The organism is Labilithrix sp., assembly GCA_019637155.1.
Classification (GTDB): domain Bacteria; phylum Myxococcota_A; class Polyangia; order Polyangiales; family Polyangiaceae; genus Labilithrix.
Map to the genome: position 1 here is coordinate 412,348 of JAHBWE010000007.1, position 21,806 is coordinate 434,153.

Here is a 21,806-nt window from a genome sequence, read left to right on the forward strand (position 1 = left end):
CGCGAAGAAGTACACTATTCGCGGATGTCCGAACGACCCGTTGCGTTCGGGAGGTACATGCTGCTCCGGCGCATCGCGGCCGGCGGCATGGCGGAGATCTTCCTCGCGGTCCAGCGCGGCGACCTCGGCGCGGCGGGGACGTTCGAGAAGCGGCTCGTCATCAAGCGCATCCTGCCCGAGCTGAACGACGACGCGACGTACGTGGAGATGCTCCTCCACGAGGCGAAGATCGCGACGACGCTCGATCACCCCAACGTCGCGCACGTCTTCGACGCGGGGAAGATCGACGGGCGCTGGTTCATCGCGATGGAGTACATCCACGGTGAGGACCTCCGCGCGATCGTCCGCCAGATGAAGCGCGCCGGCGTGCTCGCGTTCCCGCTCGAGCACGCGCTCGCGATCGTGCTCGGCGCGTGCGCCGGCCTCGTGCACGCGCACGAGCGGCGCGGCGAAGGCGGCGACGCGCTCGCGATCGTCCATCGAGACGTGTCGCCCCAGAACATCGTCGTCACGTTCGCCGGCGACGTGAAGCTCGTCGACTTCGGCATCGCCGAGAGCGCGACCGAGCACTGTCCCGCCGACACGAAGGGGAAGCTCAAAGGCAAGGTCGCGTACATGTCGCCGGAGCAAGCGCGCGGCGAGCCGCTCGACGCGCGGAGCGACCTCTTCGCGCTCGGCACGATCCTCTTCGAGCTCACGACGGGCAAGCGCCTCTTCAAGGGACAGAGCGAGATCGAGACGCTGATGCTCGTCTGCGATCGCGACGTCCCGCGGCCGAGCGACGTCGCGCCCGGCTACCCGCCCGCGCTCGAGCGCATCGTCATGAAGGCGCTCGCGAAGGACCGCGGAGAGCGCTACGCGAGCGGCCGCGAGCTCCAGGCCGATCTCGAGGCGTTCGTGCGCGAGGAGCGGCTCGGCGTGTCGCGGCTCGCGCTCGAGCAGTTCATGCGCTCGCTCTTCCCCGCGCGCGACGAGTCGGCGGGGCTCCGCCTCAGCGCGCCGCCCGCGCTCGCGGAGGCCCCGGCGCGGAACCGCCCGCTGCCGCGGCGGCCCGGCCCCGTCCTCCTCGCCGCCGCCGCCGTCGCGATCGTCGCCGCGCTCGTCGCGCTCCTCGTCCGGTGACCCTCGCGGCTTTTTGGGCCGCCGGGGCGCGTCTCGCTACGCTGATCGGGCCATGCGCGCGCGCCGGTTCGGGAGCATCGCGATCGTCCTCGGGACGCTGGCCGCCGCCTCTCCGGCGCGGGCCCAGACGACCCCGATCCAGCGGGGCTTCGCGGTCGATCGCCTCGATCTCGCGGAGCGAGGGAGCGAGTGGTTCGCCCTCGACTCGCTCGATCTCCGCGGCAAGGTCCGGCCCGCGATCGGCGTGACGACGGTGTGGAGCCATCGCCCGCTCGTCGCCTACGACGAGGACGGCAACTACCTCCGCTCGCTCGTGCGGCATCAGGTGTTCATCGATCCGAGCGCGTCGCTCGTCCTCTTCGACCGGGTGCGCGTCGGCGCGCTCGTCCCGATCGGGGTCTACGCGAAAGGGCGCACCGTCGTCACGAACACCGCGACGTTCCCGCCGCCGGGCGGCCGCCTCGGCGACATCCGGCTCGGCGCCGACGTGCGGCTCGCCGGAGAGTACGGCGATCGGTTCACGCTCGCAGCCGGCTCCGCGCTCTACCTCCCGACCGGGACGCGCGAGAGCTACACGAGCGACGGCAACACGCGCGTCGTCGTCCCGCGCGTGACCGTCGCCGGCGACATTTCGCTTTTCGTGTATTCTGCACGCGCCGCGCTCCACTACCGCGCGCTGACGGAGCGCTACGACGGGACCAGGCTCGGCAGTCAGCTCGAGCTCGGCGGCGCCGCCGGCGTCCGCCTCGCGAAGCGAAGGCTCGTCGTCGGCCCCGAGGTCTTCGCGAGCAGCGTCCTTCGCAGCGACACGTTCCTCACCAGCCAGGCCACCTCCGTCGAGGCGATCCTCGGCGCGCACTACAGCGCCGGCGACTTCCGGTTCGGCGCCGGCGTCGGCCGGGGTCTCGCGCACGGTCTGGGATCGCCCGCCTTCCGCGGCGTGCTCTCGGCCGAGTGGGCCCCCGCCTACGAGAAGCCGGCGCCGCCCCCTCCCCCGCCGCCGCCGCCGCGGGTCGAGCCGCCGCCGCCGCCCCCGCCGGTGGAGCCGCCTCCGCCGCCGCCGCCCGATCGCGACGGCGACGGCATCGTCGACGCCGAGGACGCGTGCCCCGATCTCCCCGGCGTCGCGAGCCCCGAGACGTACGCGAACGGCTGCCCGCCCGATCGCGACGGCGACGGCGTCTACGACAAGGACGACGCCTGCCCCGACGCGCCCGGACCCGCCGATCCCGATCCGAAGAAGAGCGGCTGCCCGCTCGCGCGGATCGAGGACGGCCAGATCCGGATCGCGGAGCAGGTCCGCTTCAAGAGCGGGAGCGCGGAGATCCTGGGCGACAGCGACATGATCATCATCGCGATCGCATCGACGATGAAGATGCACCCCGAGATCAAGAAGGTGCGGGTCGAAGGGCACACCGACAGCACCGGCTCGCCGCAAGGGAACGTGAAGCTGAGCCAGGCGCGCGCGGAGGCGGTCGTCGCCGCGCTCGTGAAGCGGGGCGTCGACAAGAAGCGGCTCGTCGCGAAGGGGGTCGGCGCGGGGAACCCGATCGACTCGAACCAGACCGAGGAAGGCAAGCAGGCGAACCGCCGCGTCGAGCTCCACATCGTCGAGTCGGCGGCGCCGTAGCGTCAGCTCCCGCCGGGCGGGTTCCCGACGCAGAGCCCGCTCTTCTGGTTCCGATAGAGGACGGTGAAGCGGAAGAGGAAGCGCACGAAGTCGCCGAACGACGCGGCCCGCGTCGTCGTGAGCGATTCGTCGCTCGGCAGCTGGTAGCTGCCGGGGACGCTGGTGAGCGGGAGACGATCGAGCTCGTCCATCGTGACGACGCGATCGTCGTTCCCGAACCGGTCGGCCTGCGCGAACGGCGCGACGCGAAGGTCGCCCGCGCTGGTGGGCGTGTTGCGAAACAGGTTCTCCGCCGCAAAGTGCACGCCGACGACGTCGCGCTCGCCGGCGAGGATGCCCACGCCTCTCCCGTCGCCGCGGCCACGGACGCCTGGTCCGCGACAACCGCCGAAGCGCGTCGACGTCTTGATCGGCTCGAAGCGGAGCAAGATCTTGTACGGCTTCGGCTCCTCGCCTTCGGAGCGGATCGGGGGCGTCGCGGTCGCCTCGATGATCGCGTGCGCGTCCTCGTTCGCGAGCGCGACGAGCTCCTCCGGCGGCGTGCCCTCGGCGGGGACGGTGGCGTCGTCGGGGGTGCCGAAGATGACGCCGACGTCGGGGCACTCGACCGGCTGGATGCCGTTGAACGTCTGCACGAGGCCGTGGCGCGGATCGAAGACCGCGTTCGTGATCGCGCCGCGGCCGCGGTAGGAGCACGTGTCGGGCGCGCCGATCTTTCCGACCGTCATCGTCTTGAAGCCGAGGACGACGCGATCGAAGCGGAGCGCGTATTGGTCCTCGCTCCTCGCGCCGTCGACGGTGTAGTCCGACGCGGTGAAGAGGAACTGCACGGAGCCGAGGCTGAGCGCCTCGTCGGCGGGGACACACGCGGCGCCGAAGAGCGCGAGCGCGAGCGCGAGGAAGCGACGCATCAAAATCCTCCTTCCACGCCGAGGCTCGGCACGCTGACCGGACCGACGACGCGCTCGCGGCACACCGGCGACGCCGGCGCCGCGCCGGGGAGCTCGAGCGCGGTCCCGCACGCGTAGCCGGTGACCTCGCGCGAGAGCGTGGCGTTGAGGGCCTCGACGATGAACGAGATCCAGCCGGTCTTTCCGATGTTCCAGCGCTTCTCGACGCGGAGGTCGACGCGCACGAAGGCGGGCGTGCGATCGGGCGGGACGCCCACCCTCTGCTGCGGGAACGCGGGGCGCGGCGCGCTCTGGGGGATGCCGCTGTACGTGACGAAGCGGAGGCCCACGCGCCAGTTGCGTCCGAGATCGGCGGAGGCGGCGGCGGAGAGCACGTGGGGGCGATCGTACGCCGAGATGAAGCGCTGGCCACCCGCGGTGCGCTCGGAGCGCGAGAGCGTGTACGAGAGGAGGCCGCCGATCCGGTTCGTGAGCTTCCGCTTCAGGCCGATCTCGACGCCGTACGCGGAGCCGCGGCTCTTCGTGAGGAGCGCGTCGCTGCGCTCGAGATCGATGAGCTCGACCTGCGCGGTGCCGAGCGCGTCGTTCAGGTTGTAGAACGCGTTGTGGAACATCCCGCCGGTGGCGGTGAAGTCGTAGGGCACGTCGACCTCCACCGCCGCGCTCGTCTGCGCCGTGCGCTGGAGGCCGCCGCGGAGGTTCGCGAGGGTGATGCCGGGGAGCGTGATCGGCGTCGACGGCGGCTGCGTGGCCATGCCGTAGGCGTGGACGATGCGGACCTTCTTCGTCACGAAGAAGCGCGCGGAGAGGCGCGGATCGAGCGTGCCCGCGGTGGCGGGGCCGGAGCCGAACGCGTCGAAGCGCAGGCCGGGCACGACCTCGACGAACGGCAGCGCGGTGATGACCGCGTCGACGCGCGCGCCCGCCGCCCAGTCGGTGCGCGACGCGAAGATGCCGGCCTGCCGCGCGACCACGTCGTCGTCGTCCGCGAACGCGGCGAGCGCGTCGGCGTGGTAGCGATCGACGACGACGTCGGCGCCGGTCCGCACGAGGACGCCCTTCGTCACGGGCTGCGTGATCTCGACGCGGCCCGCCGTCATCACGTTGGTCGCGGCGCGCCGCGCCTCGACGCGGGTGCGATCGAACCCGATCGTCGCGGCGGCGCGGAGGCGGCCGCCGCCGCGGAAGGTGTGGTCCCAGCGGAGGTCGCCGCGATGGAACTCCGACGCGAAGAGGATGCGCTCGACCGTGAGCGCCGACGTGTCGCGCGGGGCGGAGGGATCGACGAAGAGGCGGGCGCTCGGGTCCACCGTCTCGCGCTGCGACGCGAGGTCGAACGCGCCGAAGCCGAGGAACGAGATCGTGTCGTGCTCGCCGAGCTGGAACGAGACGCGGGCCTGGTAGTCGCGGTAGTCGAGCGTCGTGTCCGACTGGAGCAGGTTGAAGAGCGCGGCGGTGTACGAGTAACGCGCGGACGCGAGCGCGGAGCCGCGGCCGTTCGCGAACGGGGCCTCGACGAGCGCGCCCGCGTCGATGAGCCGGAGCTGTCCTTCGCCGTGGAGGCGCTCCGACGGCGGCATCGCGGTCGACTCGATGACGCCGCCGGCGTAGCGGCCGACCGACGCGGGGTAGCCGCCGCGATGGAGCTCCGTCTTCGCGATGAGCGCGGGGTGGATGACGGCGGGGCCGAGCCCGAAGTGAAAGAGGTACGGGACGCGGACGCCATCGAAGTAGTAGCCGACGTTCCCCGGCGGCGCGCCGCGCACGTAGAAGTAAGGGAGGCCGGAGAGCACCGGCGTCATCCCGGGCACCGCCTCCACCGCGCGGAACGGATCGCCGAACGCGCCGGGCAGCTGCCGCACCTCGTTCCGCGCGAGCGAGTCGGACGACGTCGATCCCGGCGGCGTCTTGCCGCCGCGCACGACGACCGCCTCCACGTCGTCGGCGTGAGCGCGACGCGCGACGAGCGACAGCGCGACGATAATGCCCACCCGGAGACGCACCGCGCCCATCCTGGGCCGACGGCACGCGCGCTGCAACACGTGCATGCATGAGAGAACCTCGCTTTCTCCTCGCGGCCTTCGTGGCCGTCCCTCTCCTCCTTCTCGCCCCACGTGACGCGCGTGCCGGGATCGCGGCGTGCAACGACATCGACGTCCGGGCGAGCGCGCGCTGCGAGGTCGTCACCTCCGGCGGCTGCACGGCGCAGTGCGAGCCGGCGCGCTTCGAGGCCGCGTGCAACGCGCAGCTGACCGCGCAGTGCGACGGCGAGTGCTCCGCCAGCGTCGACGCGACGTGCACGGCGGCGTGCGAGGGGACGTGCACCGGGCAGTGCACCGCCGATCCGGGCTCGCTCGACTGTCAGGGCAGCTGCGAAGGGAGCTGCAACGCGGACTGCGATGCAGAGTGTCAGGGTCAGGCGAGCAGCAACACCGCGAGCGGCGCGTGCAAGGCGAAGTGCTCCGCGAGCTGCAACGCGAAGTGCACCGCGAGCTGCACCGGCACGGAGCCAAACGCCTCGTGCGACGCGAAGTGCCGCGCGTCGTGCCAGGGCTCGTGCCGCGCGAAGGCGAACGCGCGCTGCCAGATCGACTGCCAGAGCCGCCTCGACGCGGACTGCAAGGCGCGGCTCGAGGGCGGCTGCCGCGGGCGCTGCGAGCGGCCGGAGGGCGCGCTCTTCTGCGACGGCCAGTACGTCGACACGGGCGACAACCTCCAGCGGTGCATCGACGCGCTCCGCGCGCAGCTGAACATCCAGGTGTCGGGGAGCGCGAGCTCGTCGTGCTCGGGCAATCAATGCACCGCTGAGGCAGAAGGCACCGCCTCGTGCGCCGCATCGCCGAATACGGCTCCGGTAACACCCGCATTTGCGGTGCTGGGGCTGGTCGGCCTGACCGTTGCACGGAGCATCCGCCGGCGCCGGCGCTGAACACAGGAGACCTTTCGATGGATACGACGACGACCTCGCAGAAGAACGGAACGACGAAGACCAAGGGCGGCATGGAGGCGATCGAAGAGGAGGTGCAGCACGTCGGCACCGCGCTGTCGGAGCGCGTCGCCGAGGCGCGCGACCTCGTCGAGGACCTCCGCGACCGCGCCGAGATGGCGATCCACGAGCGCCCCTACATCGTGCCGGTCGCGGCCGGCGCGGTCGGCCTCGGCGTCGGCATCCTCATCGGCTCGAAGCTGACGCGCATGATCGCGCTCGGCGTCGCGGGCGCTCTCCTCAGCGAGACGGTGCGCACGCAGCTCGTGACGATCGGTCAGGAGCTGATCAAGAACGTCGGCGACAAGCTGGACGCCGAGGACGTCGAGGAACCAGCCACGTCCTCCGTGTAAGCCGTCACGCGAGCTCGAGGTCGACGATGAGCGGCAGGTGATCGGACGCGCGGCGCGCCCTCGCGTCGTGCGCCCGCGTCACGGCGCGCACCTGGATGCCGGGGGTCACGAAGACGTGATCGATCCGCAGCACCGGGAACGCGGCCGGGAACGTCGGCACCGGGTCGTGCCCGCGCAGCGCGCGCTGGACGTCGGTCATCCGCGCGGCGAAGCGGCGGTAGGTGCGTGCATGTTGCACGGCGTTGAGGTCCCCGCAGAGGATGCGGAGCGGCCCCATCTCGGAGCTGCCGAGCCAGCTCTCGCCGAGGAGCTCGCGCGATTGCTGGTCGCGCTCGCGCCGCGACACGCCGAGGTGGGTGCTCACGACGTCGAGCGTGTGCGGGCCGATCGTGGTCTTCGCCCAGATCGCGCCGCGCGGCTCGGCGACAGGGCTCTCTGCGGGGAACGTCGTGACGCGCACGAGGGCGAGCGGCGAGCGGGAGAGGAGCGCGTGGCCATAAAAGCCGACGCCGCGCCGGAACGTGCGACAGAAGAGGAGCGTCATCCCGAGGCCGCGCGCGATGTCGCGGGCGTGGTGCGCGCCGTCGTCGTCGTCCGTCTCCGGCGCGTCGAGCTCTTGCAGGGCGACGACGTCGGGCGCCGCTTCGCCGATGACGGCGGTGATGTCCGCGGTCGAGTCGCGCCCGCCGCGGCCGACGCAGCGGTGGACGTTGTACGTCATGACCCGGAGTCGAGACACGGAACGAGCATTGCAACCAATCCCGCGAAAGGAAAAGAGTCATCATGGCGCAGAAACAGGAAAACCAGGGCGATCAGGGCGGCGAGGGCAACTACGACGCGAGCCGCCGCTACCGCGAGGGCCTCGAGAAGTCGGTGAAGGAGGGCAAGTCCGAGGAGCTCGGCAAGGAGGCGAAGACGGCGCTCGAGGGGAGCGAGGGCAAGGAGCTCCGCGAAGCAGAGGAGCTCGGGAAGCGCGGCGGGAAGTAGGCCATGACGACCGCCGTCGCCTCGTACGAGAAGAAGGGTCTCCGGAACCGCGTCGCGTTCCTGGTCGAGCTCTTCAGCGACACGTTCGAGCGGTTCTCGGACAACGAGGGGTTCCGGCTCGGCGCGGCGTTCTCGTACTACGCGACGTTCTCGATCTTCCCGCTCCTCCTGCTCTCGATCACCATCGTCGGCTTCCTCGTCGGCGACTCGGCCGCGACGCGCGACGAGCTCCTCGACGCGATCGCGGCGCCGGGCAACCCGGTGCGCGACGTCGTGGCGAAGACGCTCACCGCGATGCAGGAGAGCGGGAGCGCGCGCGGCATCTCCGCCGTCGTCGGCGTGGTCACGCTCTTCTTCGGCGCGAGCGGCGCCTTCACGGAGGTCGACGCAGCGCTGAACCGCATCTGGTGCGTGGCGGACCGGAAGGCGGAGGGGCTGAAGGGGACCGTGCGCGTCTTCGTGCAGGAGCGACTCGCGAGCTTCGCGATCGTCGCGGGCCTCGGCCTCACGGTGCTGGTCTCGCTCGTCGCGAGCTCGGTGCTCTCGTTCATCACGGCGCAGACGAACGACGTGCTCGGCGGCGGCGGCCCGCTCTGGCCCGCGATCATGAAGACGACGGAGTCCGCGACGTCGATCGTGCTCCTCACGTTCGTGTTCACGCTCGCGTTCCACTTCATCCCCCGCACGCGCCCGCCGATGCGCCTCGTGCTCCCGGGCGCGCTCCTCACGACCGTGTTCCTGAGCGCGCTGAAGGAGGTCTTCGCGACGTACCTCGCGCACATCACCAACTACTCGGCGTACGGCGTCGCCGGCGGCGTCCTCGGCCTCGCGACGTGGATCTACCTGACGAGCATGATCATCTTCCTCGGCGCCCAGCTGACCCGCATCTACGCCGAGAAGATCGGCGCGGTGGAGCCCTGCGCGCTGCAACGCGGCCTCGCGCCGAGCCGCGATCGTCGCGAGAGCTAAGAGCTCATCGCCGAGCGCATGCTACCTTTTCGTCATGACCCGCCCCGAGCTCGCGGCAGCCATTCACACGGCCCCAGTGCCGGAGTGGCACAAGGAAGAGCTCGACCGCCGTCTCGATGACACGGACGCAGGCAAGTTCGTCCCATGGTCCGAGGCGCGAGCGCGGATCCTCGGCTCGCGATCCGGGGCGGCGGCCTCGACGAGCTCGTACCTGATCGCGCGCGGCGTCCGCTACGACCGATCCGGCTGCGCGACGACGTCGCCGTAGAGGATGCCCGCGCGGTAGCCCGCCTTGGCGTAGACGATCTCGGAGCGCTTTGTGCCGTCGGGGCCGTAGGTGCGGAGGACGCTGTCGGTGCGCTGGGCGCCGGTCGCGGTGGTGCCGCGCCACTTGATCTGGCCGTCGGAGGAGACGCACACGACACATGGCGTCTCCGTGCCCGACGACGTCGCGTCGACGAGCACGAGGTCGGTGCCGCAGACGAGGCCCGCGTCCGGCGTGAAGCCGATCTGCACCGTGCCGACGTGGCGGCCGTTCGCGACCTCGACGCAGACGATCGCGTCGCCCGACGAGGCGAGCACCCGCGCGCCGACGCGGAACAAACGCTGGATCGCCGACTCGGCGACGAAGTGCCAGCGGACCGCGCCGGTGTCGCGGTCGAACGCGACGAGAGCGCGGCCCATGCACGTGATGACCGGTTCTTGCTGCTGCTGCTGCTGATTCCCCGTCGGCGGTCCGTAGCTCATGCACCTCGATCTATCCGATCTCGGCGCGCCTTTCACTGATCGGAGCGCGGCGCGAGCGCGGCGCCGTATCGCGCGCGATCGCGGCCTCGAAGCGAAGCGTGAGCTTTACATCTTCTGCGCTCACCGCCACCGCGCCGTCCACCGCCGAGAGCGCGAAGGTGCCGCCGCCGATGCGGGCCGGCAACGCGAGCCGCCGCGAGAGGGTCTCGGCGAAATTCCACACGAGCTTCTCGCGGTGCTGCGCGACCGCGCCGCCGATCGCGCGCGCGATCTTGCCGTCGACGAAGGCGGGGACGCCCTTGAGGTCCAGCCGCTCGATGACCGGCTCGAGCGCGAGCACGCGACGCGGCTCGCGCGTGACGACGCGCGGCACGAGCAAGAGCTGCCACGCCTCGAGCGTGACCGGGATCGCGACGCCGGCGACGTCCCACGTCACGCGGGCGTCGCCGCGCAGCCGGAGCCCGGCGTCGGGGACGAGCTCGAGCCGCGGCCGGCCGAGCGCGATCGATCGCCCGCGCTGCGCGTCGATCGCGACCGCCAGCGGCGTGAGCGCGCCGACGAGCGCGCCGATCTCCTCCTTCGTGACCGCGGCCGTGAGGAGCATCGGGATCAGGCCGGAACGCGGCGACCGAAGACGAGCGAGAGCGCGCCCAGGACGAGGAAGACGAAGAAGAGGATCTTCGCGATCCCGGCGGCGCTGGCAGCGATGCCGCTGAAACCGAGCACGGCGGCGGCGAGTGCGATGACGAAGAAGACGGCTGCCCAGTACAACATGACGATTTCCTTTCGACGTTCCTGATGCGTTTGGTGTTCGAAGAGGACGTAGCGAGGAGCGTGCCCGTCCCGACGCGCTCGAATCGGCCGCGCGCGCCGCAGTTGCGCGGGCCCCGCGGCCTCATCCGAGGCAGAAAGGCACGCAGGAAGGCGCGTGTCTTCGCCACCGCTTCCTCGCGCGACGCAGGACGTGCGGCGCGGCACTCCCCATGCAAGCCGGAGTGGTCATGAACAATCCCGAGAAGAAGCCGGAGCCGGTGAATCCGGACCCGAAGACCCATCCGATTCACCCGAACATCCCGAACCAGCCCATCCACGAGCCGCTGCAGACGGGCGAGGGCAGCGATCCGAAGCGCCCCGTCACGCCGCAGACGGACCCGAACGTCCCGCAGCAGTAGCCGTCATGCGCTTCTCGTATCGCCTCATCCGAGATCGCCGCGGCTACCTCGCCGAGTGCCTCGAGGCCGAGGCCGCGGGCGAGGGCAAGACCGCGGCCGAGGCGGTCGAGTCGCTGCGCGCGCTCCTCCACGAGCGCATGTTCCGTCCTGACGCGGTCGCGCCGCCGTCCGCGACCGAGGAGAGCACGATCGAGCTCGTCCTCACCGAGGACGGGCAGTCCGGGTCCACCGCATCCGCGTGACCGGCAGCGTGTCGAGGATCGCGCGGTGCTCGCGCGGGCTCCGCGCGCCGTACGGGTTGTCGCTCATGCGCGGATCGTCCGCGGCGTCGCCGGCGGGCGCGAGCTCGGGGCTCTTCGCGACGACGCCGGCGTAGAGCTCCGCGCGCTCCTCGACGTCGGTCTGGATGTAGAGCTCGCCGCCGTCCTCGAGCAGGCGCACGATCTCGACGACGAGGTCGTCCCCCATCACGAGGCGCTTCTGGTGCCGCTTCTTCCACCACGGATCGGGGAAGTGGAGGAACACGCGCCGCACCGACGCGTCGGGGCGGAGGCGCGTGAGCGCGTGCCGCGCGTCCTCGCAGAAGACGCGCGCGCGCGCCGCGTGCCCCTGCTTCGCGAGGCGCTCGTCGCCGACCGTCGCCCACTTGCGGCGGATCTCGAGGCCGACGAGCGCCGCCTCCGGCGCGGAGAGCGCGCGCTCGACGAGGAAACCCGCCTTCGGCCCGGGACCGATCTCGAGCTCGATCCAGGCGCCGCTCACGAGCGCGGGGAGGTCCACGGTCTCACCCTCGGGCAAGCGCGGCGCATGGTCGTAAGGTCCAGGCTTCTTCAAGACGGAGCGGGGCACTATATAACGAAGCTCCTCGATGGACCGCCGCCGCGTCGCTCGCCTCGCGCCGCTCGCGCTCGGCACCTCGTTCCTCGCCTACCGCTCGATCGCCGCGGTCTACGCGAAGCTCGGCCACCCCGGCGCCGCGCTCGACGACGCGTACATCCATTTCCAGTACGCGCGCGCGATCGCGGAGGGCCATCCCCTCCGCTTCCAGGCCGGAGAGCCGATCTCGACCGGCGCGACGAGCTTCCTCTGGCCCGCGCTCCTCTCGCCGTTCTACCTCGTCGGCTTCCGCGGCGAGGCGATCCTCTGGCCGGCCTGGCTCCTCTCCTTCGCCGCCCTCGGCGCGCTCGCGTACGAGGTCTACCGCCTCGCGCTGCCGCTCACGAGCCGCGGGCCCGCCGCCGGCGCGGCCGCGATGACGCTCGGCTTCGGCGGCCTCGTGTGGGGCGCGGGCAGCGGGATGGAGGTCGTCCCGTTCGCGTGGCTCATCGCGTTCGCCACGCGGCGCGCCGCGGAGTGGGCGGAAGAAGAAGACGCCCGCACGACGCGCGCGCTCCGCGTCCTCGTCGCGCTCGCGTTCGCGCTGCCGCTCATGCGTCCGGAGGGAGCCCTCACCTCGCTCGCGCTCGGCGCGATCGTCGGGCTCTCAGGTTCGAGAGGGCTCTGCCCTCTCGAGCTCTCCCGCCGGGGTCGCTCGCGCGAAGACGCGCTCGCCGCCCCGGGCCCCTCGAGAGGGAGCTCCCTCCTCAGGAAGCTGCTCTGGAAGCTGCGTGGTCGCACGCCCGCGCTCGTGTTCGTCCTCGCCGCGATCTTCCCGCAGCTCTTGCTCCTCGTGCTCACCGGCGCCGCGACGACGAGCACCGCGCAGGTGAAGCTCCTCTTCGGCAACCCCTACTACGAGCTGTGGCCGACCGCGTTCGGGAACATGCGCGTGCTCGTCGTCCAGATCCTGAACGGCGACGTGTGGAGCACCGAGTTCTTGCCGAAGGGCGGCGCCGCCGTCGCGTGCCTCGGCCTCGTCGCGCTCGGCTGGCGCGGCCACGCGACCGGTCGCGTCGCGCGCGCCGCGCTCGTGCTGCTCTTCGCGTTCATGATGTTCGTGCCGTGCTTCTACGTCACGTTCCTGTGGAACCGCCTCCGCTACCTCTGGCCGTTCGCGCCGGGGTGGTTCGTCGGCCTCGCCTGCCTCGCGCACGCGGCGTCGAGCGTCGTGCTCCGCGTCGATCGACGGTGGGCGCCCGCGACCGCGACGCTGCTCGCCGGCGTCTTCGCCGGCATGTTCGCGATGCGGCTCGAGTGGGTCATCGACGACGTCGCCCAGTCCGCGAGCGGCATCGATCGGCAGCAGGTCGCGCTCGGCCGCTGGGCGAAGACGGGGCTGCCGGACGGCGCGCGCATCGGCGTGAACGACACCGGCGCGATCGCGTACTTCTCCGACAAAAAGACCTTCGACGTGGTCGGTCTCACGACGCCGACGGAGGGCCGCTACTGGGTCGCGGGGCAAGGCTCGCGCTTCGAGCACTACGAGCGGCTGCAGAAGACGGCGCCCTCATCGCTTCCCACACATTTCATCGTATACCCGGAATGGATGCAATGCCCGACCGTCCTCGGCCCGTCGCTGCACGAGGCCGTCGTCACCGACTCGTCGATCCTCGGCGGCCAGACGATGCGCGTGTACGAGGCGCGCTGGACCTACCTCGACAGCGGCTCGGCGCCGTGGACGAAGCTCGCGCGCATCGACGACGCGGTCGACGTCGCCGACCTCGAGAGCGAGAAGGAGCACGGCTGGGTCCTCGGCTTCGCGCGCGAGGGCGATCAATCGGTCGAGGAGGGCAACGCGCCCGACGGCGCCGTCGTCGTCGACGGCGGCCGCAAGAGCCGGATCCACGATCGCTTCCGCGTCACGCTCGCCCCCGGCGGCAAGCTCGTCGTCGTCGCGCGCGTGTCCGCCGCCGAGGGCGCCGACCTCACCTTCAAGATCGAAGACCGCACGATCGGCACCGCGAAGGTCGAAGACGGACCGTGGACCGAGGTCGCGGTCGCGATCCCGGACGACCTCCGCGGCACCGTGAACGTCGAGGTCACGAGCGAGCGCTGGTACTCCGCCTTCCACTACTGGTTCGGCGAAGAAGCCGCGCCGTAGCGCGCCCGCGCCTACTTCTTGGCGGCGGGGGCCGCGCCCGGCTTCGGCGCGAGGCCGAGCTGCTGCGCGAAGTCGGCGCCGTTCGAGTAGGCCCAGCCGCGGACCATCTTGCCGTCCTTGAACTGGAAGATCGTGAGGTGCTTCACGGTGACGGGCTTCTTCGTCGCGGGGACGCCGAAGAACGAGCCCTTGTGCGTGCCCGTCATCGTCTCCTCGGAGATGACGTAGTCGTTCACCGCGAGCGTCTTCTCGACGGTGTGCTTCGCGTCGGGGAAGCCCGTCGTCATCTCCTTGAAGAACTTCTTGCCGTCGGCCTTGCCCTTCATCCCCTGCGGCTGCGTGTAGTCGTCGTACTCGATGTTGTCGGCGAGGAGCGCGAGGAAGTCCGCCTCCTTCTTGCCCTCGAGCGCGGCGGAGAGCGCCTTCACCGCGTCGATGTTCTTCGCCTCCTCCGGACCGTTGTTCGAGACGATCGTCTCGGTCTTGGTCGGGATCGCCGGGATCGGGCGGCCCTTCTGCTTCGAGATGCCGGCCTGCGAGAGGATCGTGTTGCCGTCGTAGTAGGTGTGGTCTTCCTTGATCTGGCCCTCGGGCGTGAACCAGAGGAGGTCGATGCCCATCGAGCCGACCGGCTTCTCCGTCGCCTTGATGCCCCAGAGATCGCCCTTGTGCGTCGCGTTGAACGCCCACTCGACCGCGACGGTGTCGCCCTTGATCCAGACGCGGCTCGCGTTGCCCTTGTAGTCGGGGAACGCCTCGAAGAGCTTCTGGTAGCTCTGCGCGATCGCCTCGCGACCGCTCGCGTCGGCCGGCGCGCCCGCGACCTTGAGGACGCCGCCGTCGGTGTAGAGGCTCGCGAGCTTCTTCGCGTCGCGCGCCATGTAGGCCTCGCCGAAGCCCTGCATCGTCGCCTGCTGCAGCTCCATCGGCGACTTCTTCGGCGGCTCGGCCTCCGCCGGCGGAGCCGAGGCGACCGGCGGCGCGGTCGTCGCCGGCGGCGGGGGCTCCGGCGCCTTCGGCGGCGGCTGCTCTTCACCGCACGCGTTGAGAGCTGCAAAACCAACGGCCACGAGGGCGAACGAGAGCTTACGCATGGGCCGGGTCGTAGACCTCTTCCGTGCCGTACGTCAAGCCCGCTCCCCGCTGTGATAAGAGAGGGGCCCGATGCGAAAACGGCCTCTCGGCAAGACCGGTCTCGTCGTGTCGGAGATGGCGATCGGGACGTGGGGCCTCTCCGGCGACGCGTACGGCAAGGTCGAGGAGGCCGACGCGGAGATCGTCCTTCGCCGCGCGATCGAGATCGGGTTCGACGTGATCGACACCGCCGACGCGTACGGCGCCGGACGCATGGAGCGCCTCGCGGGCCGCATCGCGAAGGCGAACCCCGAGGTCGTCATCGTCACGAAGGGCGGGCTCGATCGCACGACCGAGCCCGCGCGCAAGAACTTCTCCGCGGAGCACCTCCGCGGCGCGGTCGAGCGCTCGCTCAAGCGCATCGACAAGGACGCGCTCCAGGTCTACCTCCTCCACAACCCGACCCCCGAGACGCTCTGGAACGGCGAGGCGGTCGAGGTGATGCAGACGCTGAAGAAGGAGGGGAAGATCCAGCACTGGGGCGTCGCGGCCGGTGACGAGGACGTCGCGCGCGCCGCGATCGACAAGGGCGCGGAGGTGATCGAGCTCGCGTACAACCTGCTCCACCCGATCGATCTCCATCGCCTCCAGGGCGACATCATGATCGCCGGCGCGGGGGTCCTCGCGCGCTCGGTCCTCGGGCACGGGCTCCTCCACGGCATGTGGGCGAAGGACCGGCGCTTCGAGGAGGGCGACCACCGCGCGGAGCGCTGGACGCGGCTCGAGCTCGAGAAGCGGATCGACGACCTCGACGCGGTGCGCTTCCTCGTGAAGGGCGACGTCCACACGATGCGCGGCGCGGCGGTGCGCTTCGTGCTCGCGAACCACTTCGTCTCGGCGGCGGTGCTCGGACCGCGCACGAAGGAGCAGCTCGAGCAGCTCGTGCGCGAGACCGGCGCGGGCCCGCGCTACCTCCTCGACGACGACCTGCGCCAGCTCCCGCGCGCGCTCGACAAGATCGGGATCCACACATGAGCGTCGATCGCGCGGACGTGATGGAGAAGCTCGTGAAGGCGGCGGCCGCGGCGGCCGAGGTCGTCATGAAGATCTACGCCGAGTCCGATCCGGGCGTGGAGCTCAAGGGCCCGAACGATCCCGTCACGCGCGCGGACAAAGAAGCGAACGCGCTCCTCCTCGAGCACCTCGCGCGCGACTTCCCGGGCGTGCCGCTCGTCGCGGAGGAGAGCGCGCCCGAGACGTACGCGGGCTTCGGCGCCGCGCCGTGCGCGATCTTCGTCGACCCCGTCGACGGCACGCGCGAGTTCATCGCGAAGAACGGCGAGTTCGCGGTCATGCTCGGCTTCGCGGAGGCGGGGGTGCCCACCGTCGGCGTCGTCGACTGCTGCGCCTTCGGCGAGGTGTTCGCGGCGGCGGAGGGGATCGGCGCCTTCCGCATCGCGGGCGGCGCGCGCGAGCGCGTCCACGTCTCGGACGTGACGGACCTCGCGCGCGCGCGCTGCGCGGTATCGCGCTCCCATCGCACCGAGGCGGTGGAGGAGAAGCTCGCGCGGCTCGGCCTCGCGGAGCTCTGCCCGCTCGGCGGCGCCGGCATCAAGGCGGTGCGCGTCGCGACCGGCGCGATCGAGCTCTACGCGCATCCGTCGGGCGGCCCGGTGAAGCTCTGGGACGCGTGCGCGCCGGACGCGATCGTGCGCGCGGCCGGCGGCGTGTACACCGACGCGCGCGGCCGCGTCTTCGACTACCGCGGCCCCTACGCGCAGAACGAGGGCACGGTGGCGGGGAACCCGATCCTCCACGCCGAAGCCGTCGAGCGGTTCAACGGGACATGAAGAACCGCGCGGAGGTCGTCGTGATCGGCGCAGGCATCATGGGCCTGTCGATCGCGTACCACCTCGCGCGGCTCGGGATCGAGGACGTCGTCGTCGTCGACAAGAGCTACCTCTGCGGCGGCGCGAGCGGGCGGAACGGCGGCGGCATCCGCGCGCAGTGGTCGAGCGAAGCGAACGTGCGGCTCATGCAGGAGAGCATCCGCATGTGCCAGGACTTCGCGAGCGAGTTCAAGATCAACGTCTGGCTCCGACAGGGCGGCTACCTCTTCCTCGCGCGCGATCAGAAGCGGACGAAGGCGCTCGAGCGTTCGAGCGAGCTCCAGCGCAAGCTCGGGCTCGACACGCGGATGCTCTCGCCGAAGGAGGCGCGGAAGATCGTGCCGGAGCTGTCGGGGGAGGGCATCGTCGCCGCGAGCTACAACCCCGACGACGGCGTCGTGTTCCCGTGGCCGTTCGTGTGGGGCTTCGCGCAGGCGGCGATGAAGCGCGGCGCCCTCCTCGCGACGTTCACGGAGGTGGTGGGCTTCGACACGCGCGGCGCGCGCATCGAGGGCGTCCGCATCAAGAGGGTCGGGACGAACGACAAGCCGTTCCGGATCAAGACGAACAAGGTCGTGAACGCGTGCGGAGCGTGGTCGCCGGAGATCGCGCGGATGCTCGGGGTCGAGCTCCCGAACAAGCCGCATCGCCACGAGATCTGCTCGACCGAGCCGCTCAAGCCGTGGCTGAAGCCGCTCGTCGCCGACCTCGCGAACGGCCTCTATTTCAGCCAATCGACGCGCGGCGAGATCGTCGGCGGCATCGGGCAGGAGCGCGTGCCGCCGGGCGTGAACCACGACAGCTCGTTCGCGTTCCTCGGCCTCTACGCGAAGGCGCTCGTCGCGACGTGCCCGATCCTCGGCAAGGTGAAGGTGCTGCGCCAGTGGTCCGGCTGCTACGACCTGACGCCGGACGCGAACCCGATCGTCGGCGCGGTCGACGAGGTGGAGAATTTCTTCCAGGCCTCCGGCTTCATGGGCCACGGCTTCATGATGGCGCCGATCATGGGCAAGAAGATCGCGGAGCACATCGCGGGCGAGCAGGACGACGAGGAGGACCAGGCCCTCTTCGCGCGCTGGAACCTCCGCCGCTTCAAGGAGGGCAAGCTCCTCGAGGAGTCGATGATCATCGGCTAAAGCGGCACGACGGGGCCAAGCCCCTTGAAGCGCGCCGAGACGTCGCTGCGCGTGATCCGCGCGTTGCCGTCCTCGCCCGCGGTCCCCTTCGCGCCGTAGGGTCCGGGGGCGACGAGGACGCCGTCGCGCTCGGCGAAGCCGACGCCGCGGCGGTTCGCGCTCTGGCCGACGTACGAGCGGCCGCCGCTGCCGCCGGCGCCTCCTTCGCCGCCCTCGCCGCCGCGGACGTCGATCACGACATGACGATCGAGCTCGTCGAAGCGCTCGTCGAGCACGACCTCGACGTCGCCGCCGCGTCCCCCCTGTCCGCCGCGACCGCCCGTGCCGCCCGGTCCGCCGGGCTCGAAGTCGTCGACGCCGGGCGCGCCGTCGCCGCCGCGACCGCCGGCGCCGCCGTCCCCGCCGCGCGCGACGACGTCGAGCGGCGTTCCGGGCGCGGAGAGCGTGAGCGTATCGACGTCGCCCGTCGCGCGCGCCGCGAGGAGCTTCGTGTAGTCGGGCGTCCGAACCCATGTAACATACACGGTCATGCGGGGCCCGTCTCCGCCCGCGCCGCCGGCGCCGCCGGTGCGCCCCGGCGCGGCGCGCGAGGGGAGCGGCTCCTTGGAGTTGGGCTCGGGCAGGTCGCCGTAGAGCGCGTGGTCGCCCGCGTTGCCCGCGATGCCGGCGCGCCCCGCCCCGCCGATCGCGCGGCGGCACTCGTAGCTCGGCGGATAGCGGACGGAGAACGCAGGCCCGCTCGGCGGGCGCGCGAAGATGACGAAGCCGCTCTGCGCCGTGGCGAGGACGTCGGCGCTCGGATGGAAGACGCCGTCGGCGTCGAAGGTCCCGTTCGGGCTCGAGACGTGCAGCTGCCGCAGGTCGAAGATCGCGTCGTCGAGGTCGACGCGATGCGGGACGAGACGTCGCGGCGGTCCGTCGTCGCCGGGATCGACCACGTCGAGGAGCACATGGAGGCCGACCGGCTCCCCCGGACAGATCGCGCTGCGCGGGCTCGCGAGCCCGAAGTGCACGGCCCGCGTCTCGACTCGGTTCAGATCCACCGGCGCCCGCGACGACCACGCACACCCTGCGAGCACCACGGCCAACAACGCCCCTCTTCGATGCACGTGCAGACTGCAGCAAGATCGACACCGCCCGTCGCGAGGCGCCGCGCCCGTGCGCTCCGCGCCGACGTGGAGCGCAGTTCACGTCGCGGCCGCCGTACTTTGCGACGAGGTCACCCGCGGTCAGCGCGTGAATACGAGGTGCGAGGCGCTCAACGCCGGAGCTTCGTACGTGTACGCGTTCGTGAGCGTGAGGTCGCTCGTGCCGGCGGGGTGCGGCGACGCGTGGGTCGCGTCGATGCGGTAGGTGGTGACGCGGGCGAGTCGCTCGGCGCCGAAGAGACGAATGCCGAAGCGACGCGGCGCGTTGGTCTTGTTCACGACGACGACCGTGACGCGCTTGCCGTCGCCCTCCGCCGCGAAGACGGAGCTCTCCGCCCGCTCCGGGTGCTCGACCGCGACGTTCGTGTCGCCGAAGCGCGCGCCCTTGCCGTCGGCGTTGCGCATGAGCTGGAGCCCGCCGAACGGGGCGGTCATGTCGGCGCACGCCGGCCACATCGCCGCGACGTGCACGTCCATGCGCGCGAAGACGCCGAGCGTGTCCGCGACCGCGAGGCCGCTCGCGACGTGACGGCACCCACCGGGGAAGTACTCCGTCACGCCGAGCTTCGTGCCGGGGTACCCCTTCTCGAGGCGCGCGAAGAGACGGGTGAGGATGTCCGCGCCGCCGAAGAGGTGATCGCGCGTGATCCACGACTGCTCGTCCCACGTCGGATCCCAGTAGCTCCGCGGTCCCTGCAGGATCGCCTCGAGCTCGGTCGCGTCGAGCGCGCGGTCGCCGTGATCGAGCTCCCACACGAACTTCCCGCGGATGATGCGCTGCGGGTACCAGTGAAAGTCCCAGGTATCGAGGAGGCGCTTGCCCGCGGCGTCGCTCGCGGCCTTCACCGCGGCGAGGTACTCGTCCATGTACCAGGTGCCGAGCCCGCTGTGCTCCGGCATCGAGTCGTACCAGGTCGTCCAGCCGTCGAAGTGGTAGTGGTCGGGGCCGACGATCATCGCGTTCGGCGCGAGCTCCTTCACGCGCGTCGCGAACACGAGGTAGCGCGCGGTGAACTCCGCGCCGGTGAGCTGTCGCCCGAGCAGCGCGCCGTTGTCGGCGTAGAGCGGGACGCCGCTGCCGAGCTGCAGCATCGGGAAGTTGTAGCCGAACAGATCGGGCTCGTTGTCGGTGCCGACCATGACCTGCGTGGGTCCCGGGTCGAAGATCGGCGCGCCGATCTTCCGGCGGAGGAAGTCGAGGTGCTCGTCGGTGTAGACCTTGCCGTCGTTCAGGTCCGGCGTGTCGGCGAAGGCGGTCGGCTTCACGAGCGAGAGCCGCTCGAAGTAGTCCTCGCGATCGAACGCGGGCTGGTCGTAGGGGACGCCGCCGAGCGAAGCGGAGACGTAGTCGTTGAGGACGAACGGCACCATCGTCGCGCGCCCCGCCGCGCGGTTCTTCGCGATGAGCTCGAGGTCGACCGCGCCCGGCGCGTTCGGCTGCGCGAGGCCCTCGGTCAGGTACATGTCGCTGACGAACCCGTTGTAGTGGGAGCCGTTCGAGACGTTCGTCTCCCAGTTGTACGCGTTCGACCGATCGCCGCCGCGCCGCACGAAGGACACCCCCGCCATCACCGCCACGGGATGCTCGTCCGCCGCCCCGCCGTTGATGCCGTAGATGAGCGGCGAGATCGGCCGTCGCCCCTCCCCCGTCTTCACGAGCGTGACGACGTCGACCCCCGCGACCTCCGCCGGCTCGACGATCTCGGGCGCCCGCCCGTCCGCCGCCGCGTCGACACCACCGCCGGACGAGGAAGACGTGGAGGACGATGAAGAAGCTGAAGACGACTCTTTCGGCTCGGGCGCGCTCGCGTCGCCGTCGCCCGGAGGCGGGAGCGCCGCGACGTCGACCCCACAAGCAGCGACGAGCCCGAGGGCTACGAGCGCGCGCCTCGAGGTCACCGCCACGCGATCACCACGTTGTCCATCCACACGGACGTCGACACCTCGGTCTGTCTTGGGCTCGCGAGCCCGACCGCCACGTGGAGCGGCGCGTCGAACCCCGTGGAGACGTGGCCGGTGACCTCTCCCTTGCCGTCGACCTGGGCGGAGTAGCCGCCCTCTTTCGCCAGCGTCAGCTCCACGCGATGCACGAACCTCGGATTGAGCGGCAGCTTCTGGACCTCGTCCGCCGCCGCGTCCCCGTTGCCCTGGTGAAGCCGCAGCCAGCCCGACGTGCCGTCGAAGCCGAGCGCGATGTGGCGCGTGTCGAAGCCGAAGCGCTCCAACGAGACGGCGGCGAAGAGGCCGAAGTCGGTCGCGGCGTCGGTCGCGGCGATGTCATAGAAGACGTCGAACGAGAGCGACATCGTGGTGGTGCCGTTCGGATAAGCGAACGTGTGCGTGAGGAAGCGGACGTATTCCTTGTTCTTCGGTGTCCCGATCGCGATCGTGAGGCGCCTACCGCACATCACCGGCTCGTCGCTGCGCCGCTTCGCCTCGATCATGAACTTCGCGCTGAGCGATTCGGTCGCGGTCCACTTGCCTCCGGGAAGATCCCTCCGTTCGAAGTCGTCGCAGTAGCCGTCGGGAGGACACACGGGTCCGCAGCTCGCAGCGTCGACGTCCCCGTCCAAGGTCCCGCTCGACGAGGATGACGAAGACGAAGTCGAGCTGGTCGAAGCCCCGCCCGGGCCGCCGTCGGGTGGGGTGCCGTCCGTCGCGTCGAAGGACGAACAGGCCGCGGCGGCGCAAATAAGGAGGGT

At 71.1% G+C, this 21,806-nt stretch carries 24 protein-coding genes; 13 read left to right on the top strand and 11 right to left on the bottom strand.

Going from position 1 to position 21,806, the window contains the following annotated elements; genetic code table 11:
* Positions 1–24: 24 nt before the first annotated feature.
* Both KF837_17555 and KF837_17560 read left to right on the top strand, forming a co-directional pair.
* Positions 25–1,122 carry a serine/threonine protein kinase gene (locus tag KF837_17555; GenBank protein ID MBX3229129.1) on the top strand — a complete coding sequence of 366 codons (1,098 nt, stop codon included), beginning with the start codon at positions 25–27 and terminating at the stop codon, positions 1,120–1,122.
* 52 nt (positions 1,123–1,174) lie between these two features.
* Entirely contained in the window at positions 1,175–2,752 is a 1,578-nt protein-coding gene (locus KF837_17560) for an OmpA family protein (GenBank protein ID MBX3229130.1), read from the top strand.
* Between the two features lie 2 nt (positions 2,753–2,754).
* On the opposite strand, the gene KF837_17565 is transcribed toward KF837_17560, so the two are convergent.
* Together KF837_17565 and KF837_17570 are read right to left on the bottom strand one after the other, a co-directional pair.
* Positions 2,755–3,663 carry a hypothetical protein gene (locus tag KF837_17565; protein MBX3229131.1) on the bottom strand — a complete coding sequence of 303 codons (909 nt, stop codon included), beginning with the start codon at positions 3,661–3,663 and terminating at the stop codon, positions 2,755–2,757.
* Positions 3,663–5,666 carry a TonB-dependent receptor plug domain-containing protein gene (locus tag KF837_17570; GenBank protein MBX3229132.1) on the bottom strand — a complete coding sequence of 668 codons (2,004 nt, stop codon included), beginning with the start codon at positions 5,664–5,666 and terminating at the stop codon, positions 3,663–3,665. Before KF837_17570 ends, KF837_17565 begins: the two co-directional genes overlap by 1 nt.
* 80 nt (positions 5,667–5,746) lie before the next feature.
* On the opposite strand from KF837_17570, the gene KF837_17575 reads away from it, so the two are divergent.
* Together KF837_17575 and KF837_17580 are read left to right on the top strand one after the other, a co-directional pair.
* Positions 5,747–6,592 carry a hypothetical protein gene (locus tag KF837_17575; GenBank protein ID MBX3229133.1) on the top strand — a complete coding sequence of 282 codons (846 nt, stop codon included), beginning with the start codon at positions 5,747–5,749 and terminating at the stop codon, positions 6,590–6,592.
* A gap of 17 nt (positions 6,593–6,609) precedes the next feature.
* A complete protein-coding gene (locus KF837_17580; protein MBX3229134.1) occupies positions 6,610–7,002 on the top strand; it encodes a hypothetical protein in 393 nt (130 codons plus the stop codon).
* A 4-nt stretch (positions 7,003–7,006) separates the two neighbouring features.
* Here the strand turns inward: KF837_17580 and KF837_17585 are convergent, their stop codons facing one another.
* Positions 7,007–7,741 carry an endonuclease/exonuclease/phosphatase family protein gene (locus KF837_17585; protein MBX3229135.1) on the bottom strand — a complete coding sequence of 245 codons (735 nt, stop codon included), beginning with the start codon at positions 7,739–7,741 and terminating at the stop codon, positions 7,007–7,009.
* A gap of 44 nt (positions 7,742–7,785) precedes the next feature.
* Here KF837_17585 and KF837_17590 point away from each other — a divergent pair, with 44 nt between their 5' ends.
* The 3 genes from KF837_17590 to KF837_17600 are packed head-to-tail and all read left to right on the top strand — an operon-like array spanning position 7,786 to position 9,226.
* The gene (locus tag KF837_17590; GenBank protein ID MBX3229136.1) at positions 7,786–7,989 is read left to right on the top strand and encodes a hypothetical protein; all 204 of its coding nucleotides are present in this window, start codon (positions 7,786–7,788) and stop codon (positions 7,987–7,989) included.
* A gap of 3 nt (positions 7,990–7,992) precedes the next feature.
* Positions 7,993–8,958: a YihY/virulence factor BrkB family protein gene (locus KF837_17595; protein MBX3229137.1), complete on the top strand. Its 966-nt coding sequence runs from the start codon at positions 7,993–7,995 to the stop codon at positions 8,956–8,958.
* A gap of 34 nt (positions 8,959–8,992) precedes the next feature.
* The gene (locus KF837_17600) at positions 8,993–9,226 is read left to right on the top strand and encodes an addiction module protein (GenBank protein MBX3229138.1); all 234 of its coding nucleotides are present in this window, start codon (positions 8,993–8,995) and stop codon (positions 9,224–9,226) included.
* Here the strand turns inward: KF837_17600 and KF837_17605 are convergent.
* From KF837_17605 to KF837_17615, 3 genes are read right to left on the bottom strand one after another with little or no spacing between them, the layout of a single operon-like run.
* On the bottom strand, positions 9,190–9,705 hold the full coding sequence (locus KF837_17605) for a hypothetical protein (GenBank protein ID MBX3229139.1): 516 nt from the start codon (positions 9,703–9,705) through the stop codon (positions 9,190–9,192). The two genes, KF837_17600 and KF837_17605, sit on opposite strands and share 37 nt — an antisense overlap.
* Before the next feature lie 10 nt (positions 9,706–9,715).
* Positions 9,716–10,309 carry a hypothetical protein gene (locus KF837_17610; protein MBX3229140.1) on the bottom strand — a complete coding sequence of 198 codons (594 nt, stop codon included), beginning with the start codon at positions 10,307–10,309 and terminating at the stop codon, positions 9,716–9,718.
* A 5-nt stretch (positions 10,310–10,314) separates the two neighbouring features.
* The gene (locus KF837_17615; GenBank protein ID MBX3229141.1) at positions 10,315–10,479 is read right to left on the bottom strand and encodes a DUF1328 domain-containing protein; all 165 of its coding nucleotides are present in this window, start codon (positions 10,477–10,479) and stop codon (positions 10,315–10,317) included.
* A gap of 227 nt (positions 10,480–10,706) precedes the next feature.
* Here KF837_17615 and KF837_17620 point away from each other — a divergent pair, with 227 nt between their 5' ends.
* Both KF837_17620 and KF837_17625 read left to right on the top strand, forming a co-directional pair.
* Positions 10,707–10,877, top strand: coding sequence for a hypothetical protein (locus tag KF837_17620; GenBank protein ID MBX3229142.1), 171 nt, complete (start codon positions 10,707–10,709; stop codon positions 10,875–10,877).
* Between the two features lie 5 nt (positions 10,878–10,882).
* Positions 10,883–11,119 (top strand): hypothetical protein, encoded by a 237-nt coding sequence (locus KF837_17625; protein MBX3229143.1) that lies wholly within the window; start codon positions 10,883–10,885, stop codon positions 11,117–11,119.
* Here KF837_17625 and KF837_17630 read toward each other — a convergent pair.
* Positions 11,079–11,711, bottom strand: a complete 633-nt coding sequence (locus tag KF837_17630) for a tRNA (guanine-N7)-methyltransferase (protein ID MBX3229144.1) — start codon at positions 11,709–11,711, stop codon at positions 11,079–11,081. The genes KF837_17625 and KF837_17630 overlap by 41 nt on opposite strands.
* A gap of 34 nt (positions 11,712–11,745) precedes the next feature.
* Between KF837_17630 and KF837_17635 the strand changes: the two genes are divergently transcribed.
* Positions 11,746–13,857 carry a hypothetical protein gene (locus KF837_17635; protein MBX3229145.1) on the top strand — a complete coding sequence of 704 codons (2,112 nt, stop codon included), beginning with the start codon at positions 11,746–11,748 and terminating at the stop codon, positions 13,855–13,857.
* 11 nt (positions 13,858–13,868) lie between these two features.
* On the opposite strand, the gene KF837_17640 is transcribed toward KF837_17635, so the two are convergent.
* Positions 13,869–14,951, bottom strand: a complete 1,083-nt coding sequence (locus tag KF837_17640) for an ester cyclase (GenBank protein MBX3229146.1) — start codon at positions 14,949–14,951, stop codon at positions 13,869–13,871.
* Between the two features lie 70 nt (positions 14,952–15,021).
* Between KF837_17640 and KF837_17645 the strand changes: the two genes are divergently transcribed.
* The 3 genes from KF837_17645 to KF837_17655 are packed head-to-tail and all read left to right on the top strand — an operon-like array spanning position 15,022 to position 17,956.
* Positions 15,022–15,966, top strand: a complete 945-nt coding sequence (locus tag KF837_17645; protein MBX3229147.1) for an aldo/keto reductase — start codon at positions 15,022–15,024, stop codon at positions 15,964–15,966.
* Positions 15,963–16,781 (top strand): 3'(2'),5'-bisphosphate nucleotidase CysQ, encoded by an 819-nt coding sequence (locus KF837_17650; protein ID MBX3229148.1) that lies wholly within the window; start codon positions 15,963–15,965, stop codon positions 16,779–16,781. Before KF837_17645 ends, KF837_17650 begins: the two co-directional genes overlap by 4 nt.
* On the top strand, positions 16,778–17,956 hold the full coding sequence (locus KF837_17655; protein ID MBX3229149.1) for an FAD-binding oxidoreductase: 1,179 nt from the start codon (positions 16,778–16,780) through the stop codon (positions 17,954–17,956). The genes KF837_17650 and KF837_17655 overlap by 4 nt, the downstream gene beginning before the upstream one ends.
* Here KF837_17655 and KF837_17660 read toward each other — a convergent pair.
* From KF837_17660 to KF837_17670, 3 genes are all read right to left on the bottom strand, one after another.
* Positions 17,953–18,999, bottom strand: a complete 1,047-nt coding sequence (locus KF837_17660) for a hypothetical protein (GenBank protein ID MBX3229150.1) — start codon at positions 18,997–18,999, stop codon at positions 17,953–17,955. The two genes, KF837_17655 and KF837_17660, sit on opposite strands and share 4 nt — an antisense overlap.
* A gap of 186 nt (positions 19,000–19,185) precedes the next feature.
* Positions 19,186–21,003, bottom strand: a complete 1,818-nt coding sequence (locus tag KF837_17665) for a hypothetical protein (protein MBX3229151.1) — start codon at positions 21,001–21,003, stop codon at positions 19,186–19,188.
* The gene (locus KF837_17670) at positions 21,000–21,641 is read right to left on the bottom strand and encodes a hypothetical protein (protein ID MBX3229152.1); all 642 of its coding nucleotides are present in this window, start codon (positions 21,639–21,641) and stop codon (positions 21,000–21,002) included. Before KF837_17670 ends, KF837_17665 begins: the two co-directional genes overlap by 4 nt.
* Positions 21,642–21,806: the final 165 nt, after the last annotated feature.

Bases quoted from the DNA above. Each gene is read 5' to 3' on its own strand.
- KF837_17555 (MBX3229129.1), top strand. From the start codon at position 25: ATGTCCGAACGACCCGTTGCGTTCGGGAGGTACATGCTGCTCCGGCGC.
- KF837_17560 (MBX3229130.1), top strand. From the start codon at position 1,175: ATGCGCGCGCGCCGGTTCGGGAGCATCGCGATCGTCCTCGGGACGCTG.
- KF837_17565 (MBX3229131.1), bottom strand. From the start codon at position 3,663: ATGCGTCGCTTCCTCGCGCTCGCGCTCGCGCTCTTCGGCGCCGCGTGT.
- KF837_17580 (MBX3229134.1), top strand. From the start codon at position 6,610: ATGGATACGACGACGACCTCGCAGAAGAACGGAACGACGAAGACCAAG.
- KF837_17590 (MBX3229136.1), top strand. From the start codon at position 7,786: ATGGCGCAGAAACAGGAAAACCAGGGCGATCAGGGCGGCGAGGGCAAC.
- KF837_17595 (MBX3229137.1), top strand. From the start codon at position 7,993: ATGACGACCGCCGTCGCCTCGTACGAGAAGAAGGGTCTCCGGAACCGC.
- KF837_17600 (MBX3229138.1), top strand. From the start codon at position 8,993: ATGACCCGCCCCGAGCTCGCGGCAGCCATTCACACGGCCCCAGTGCCG.
- KF837_17605 (MBX3229139.1), bottom strand. From the start codon at position 9,705: ATGAGCTACGGACCGCCGACGGGGAATCAGCAGCAGCAGCAGCAAGAA.
- KF837_17610 (MBX3229140.1), bottom strand. From the start codon at position 10,309: ATGCTCCTCACGGCCGCGGTCACGAAGGAGGAGATCGGCGCGCTCGTC.
- KF837_17615 (MBX3229141.1), bottom strand. From the start codon at position 10,479: ATGTTGTACTGGGCAGCCGTCTTCTTCGTCATCGCACTCGCCGCCGCC.
- KF837_17620 (MBX3229142.1), top strand. From the start codon at position 10,707: ATGAACAATCCCGAGAAGAAGCCGGAGCCGGTGAATCCGGACCCGAAG.
- KF837_17625 (MBX3229143.1), top strand. From the start codon at position 10,883: ATGCGCTTCTCGTATCGCCTCATCCGAGATCGCCGCGGCTACCTCGCC.
- KF837_17635 (MBX3229145.1), top strand. From the start codon at position 11,746: ATGGACCGCCGCCGCGTCGCTCGCCTCGCGCCGCTCGCGCTCGGCACC.
- KF837_17640 (MBX3229146.1), bottom strand. From the start codon at position 14,951: ATGCGTAAGCTCTCGTTCGCCCTCGTGGCCGTTGGTTTTGCAGCTCTC.
- KF837_17645 (MBX3229147.1), top strand. From the start codon at position 15,022: ATGCGAAAACGGCCTCTCGGCAAGACCGGTCTCGTCGTGTCGGAGATG.
- KF837_17650 (MBX3229148.1), top strand. From the start codon at position 15,963: ATGAGCGTCGATCGCGCGGACGTGATGGAGAAGCTCGTGAAGGCGGCG.
- KF837_17655 (MBX3229149.1), top strand. From the start codon at position 16,778: ATGAAGAACCGCGCGGAGGTCGTCGTGATCGGCGCAGGCATCATGGGC.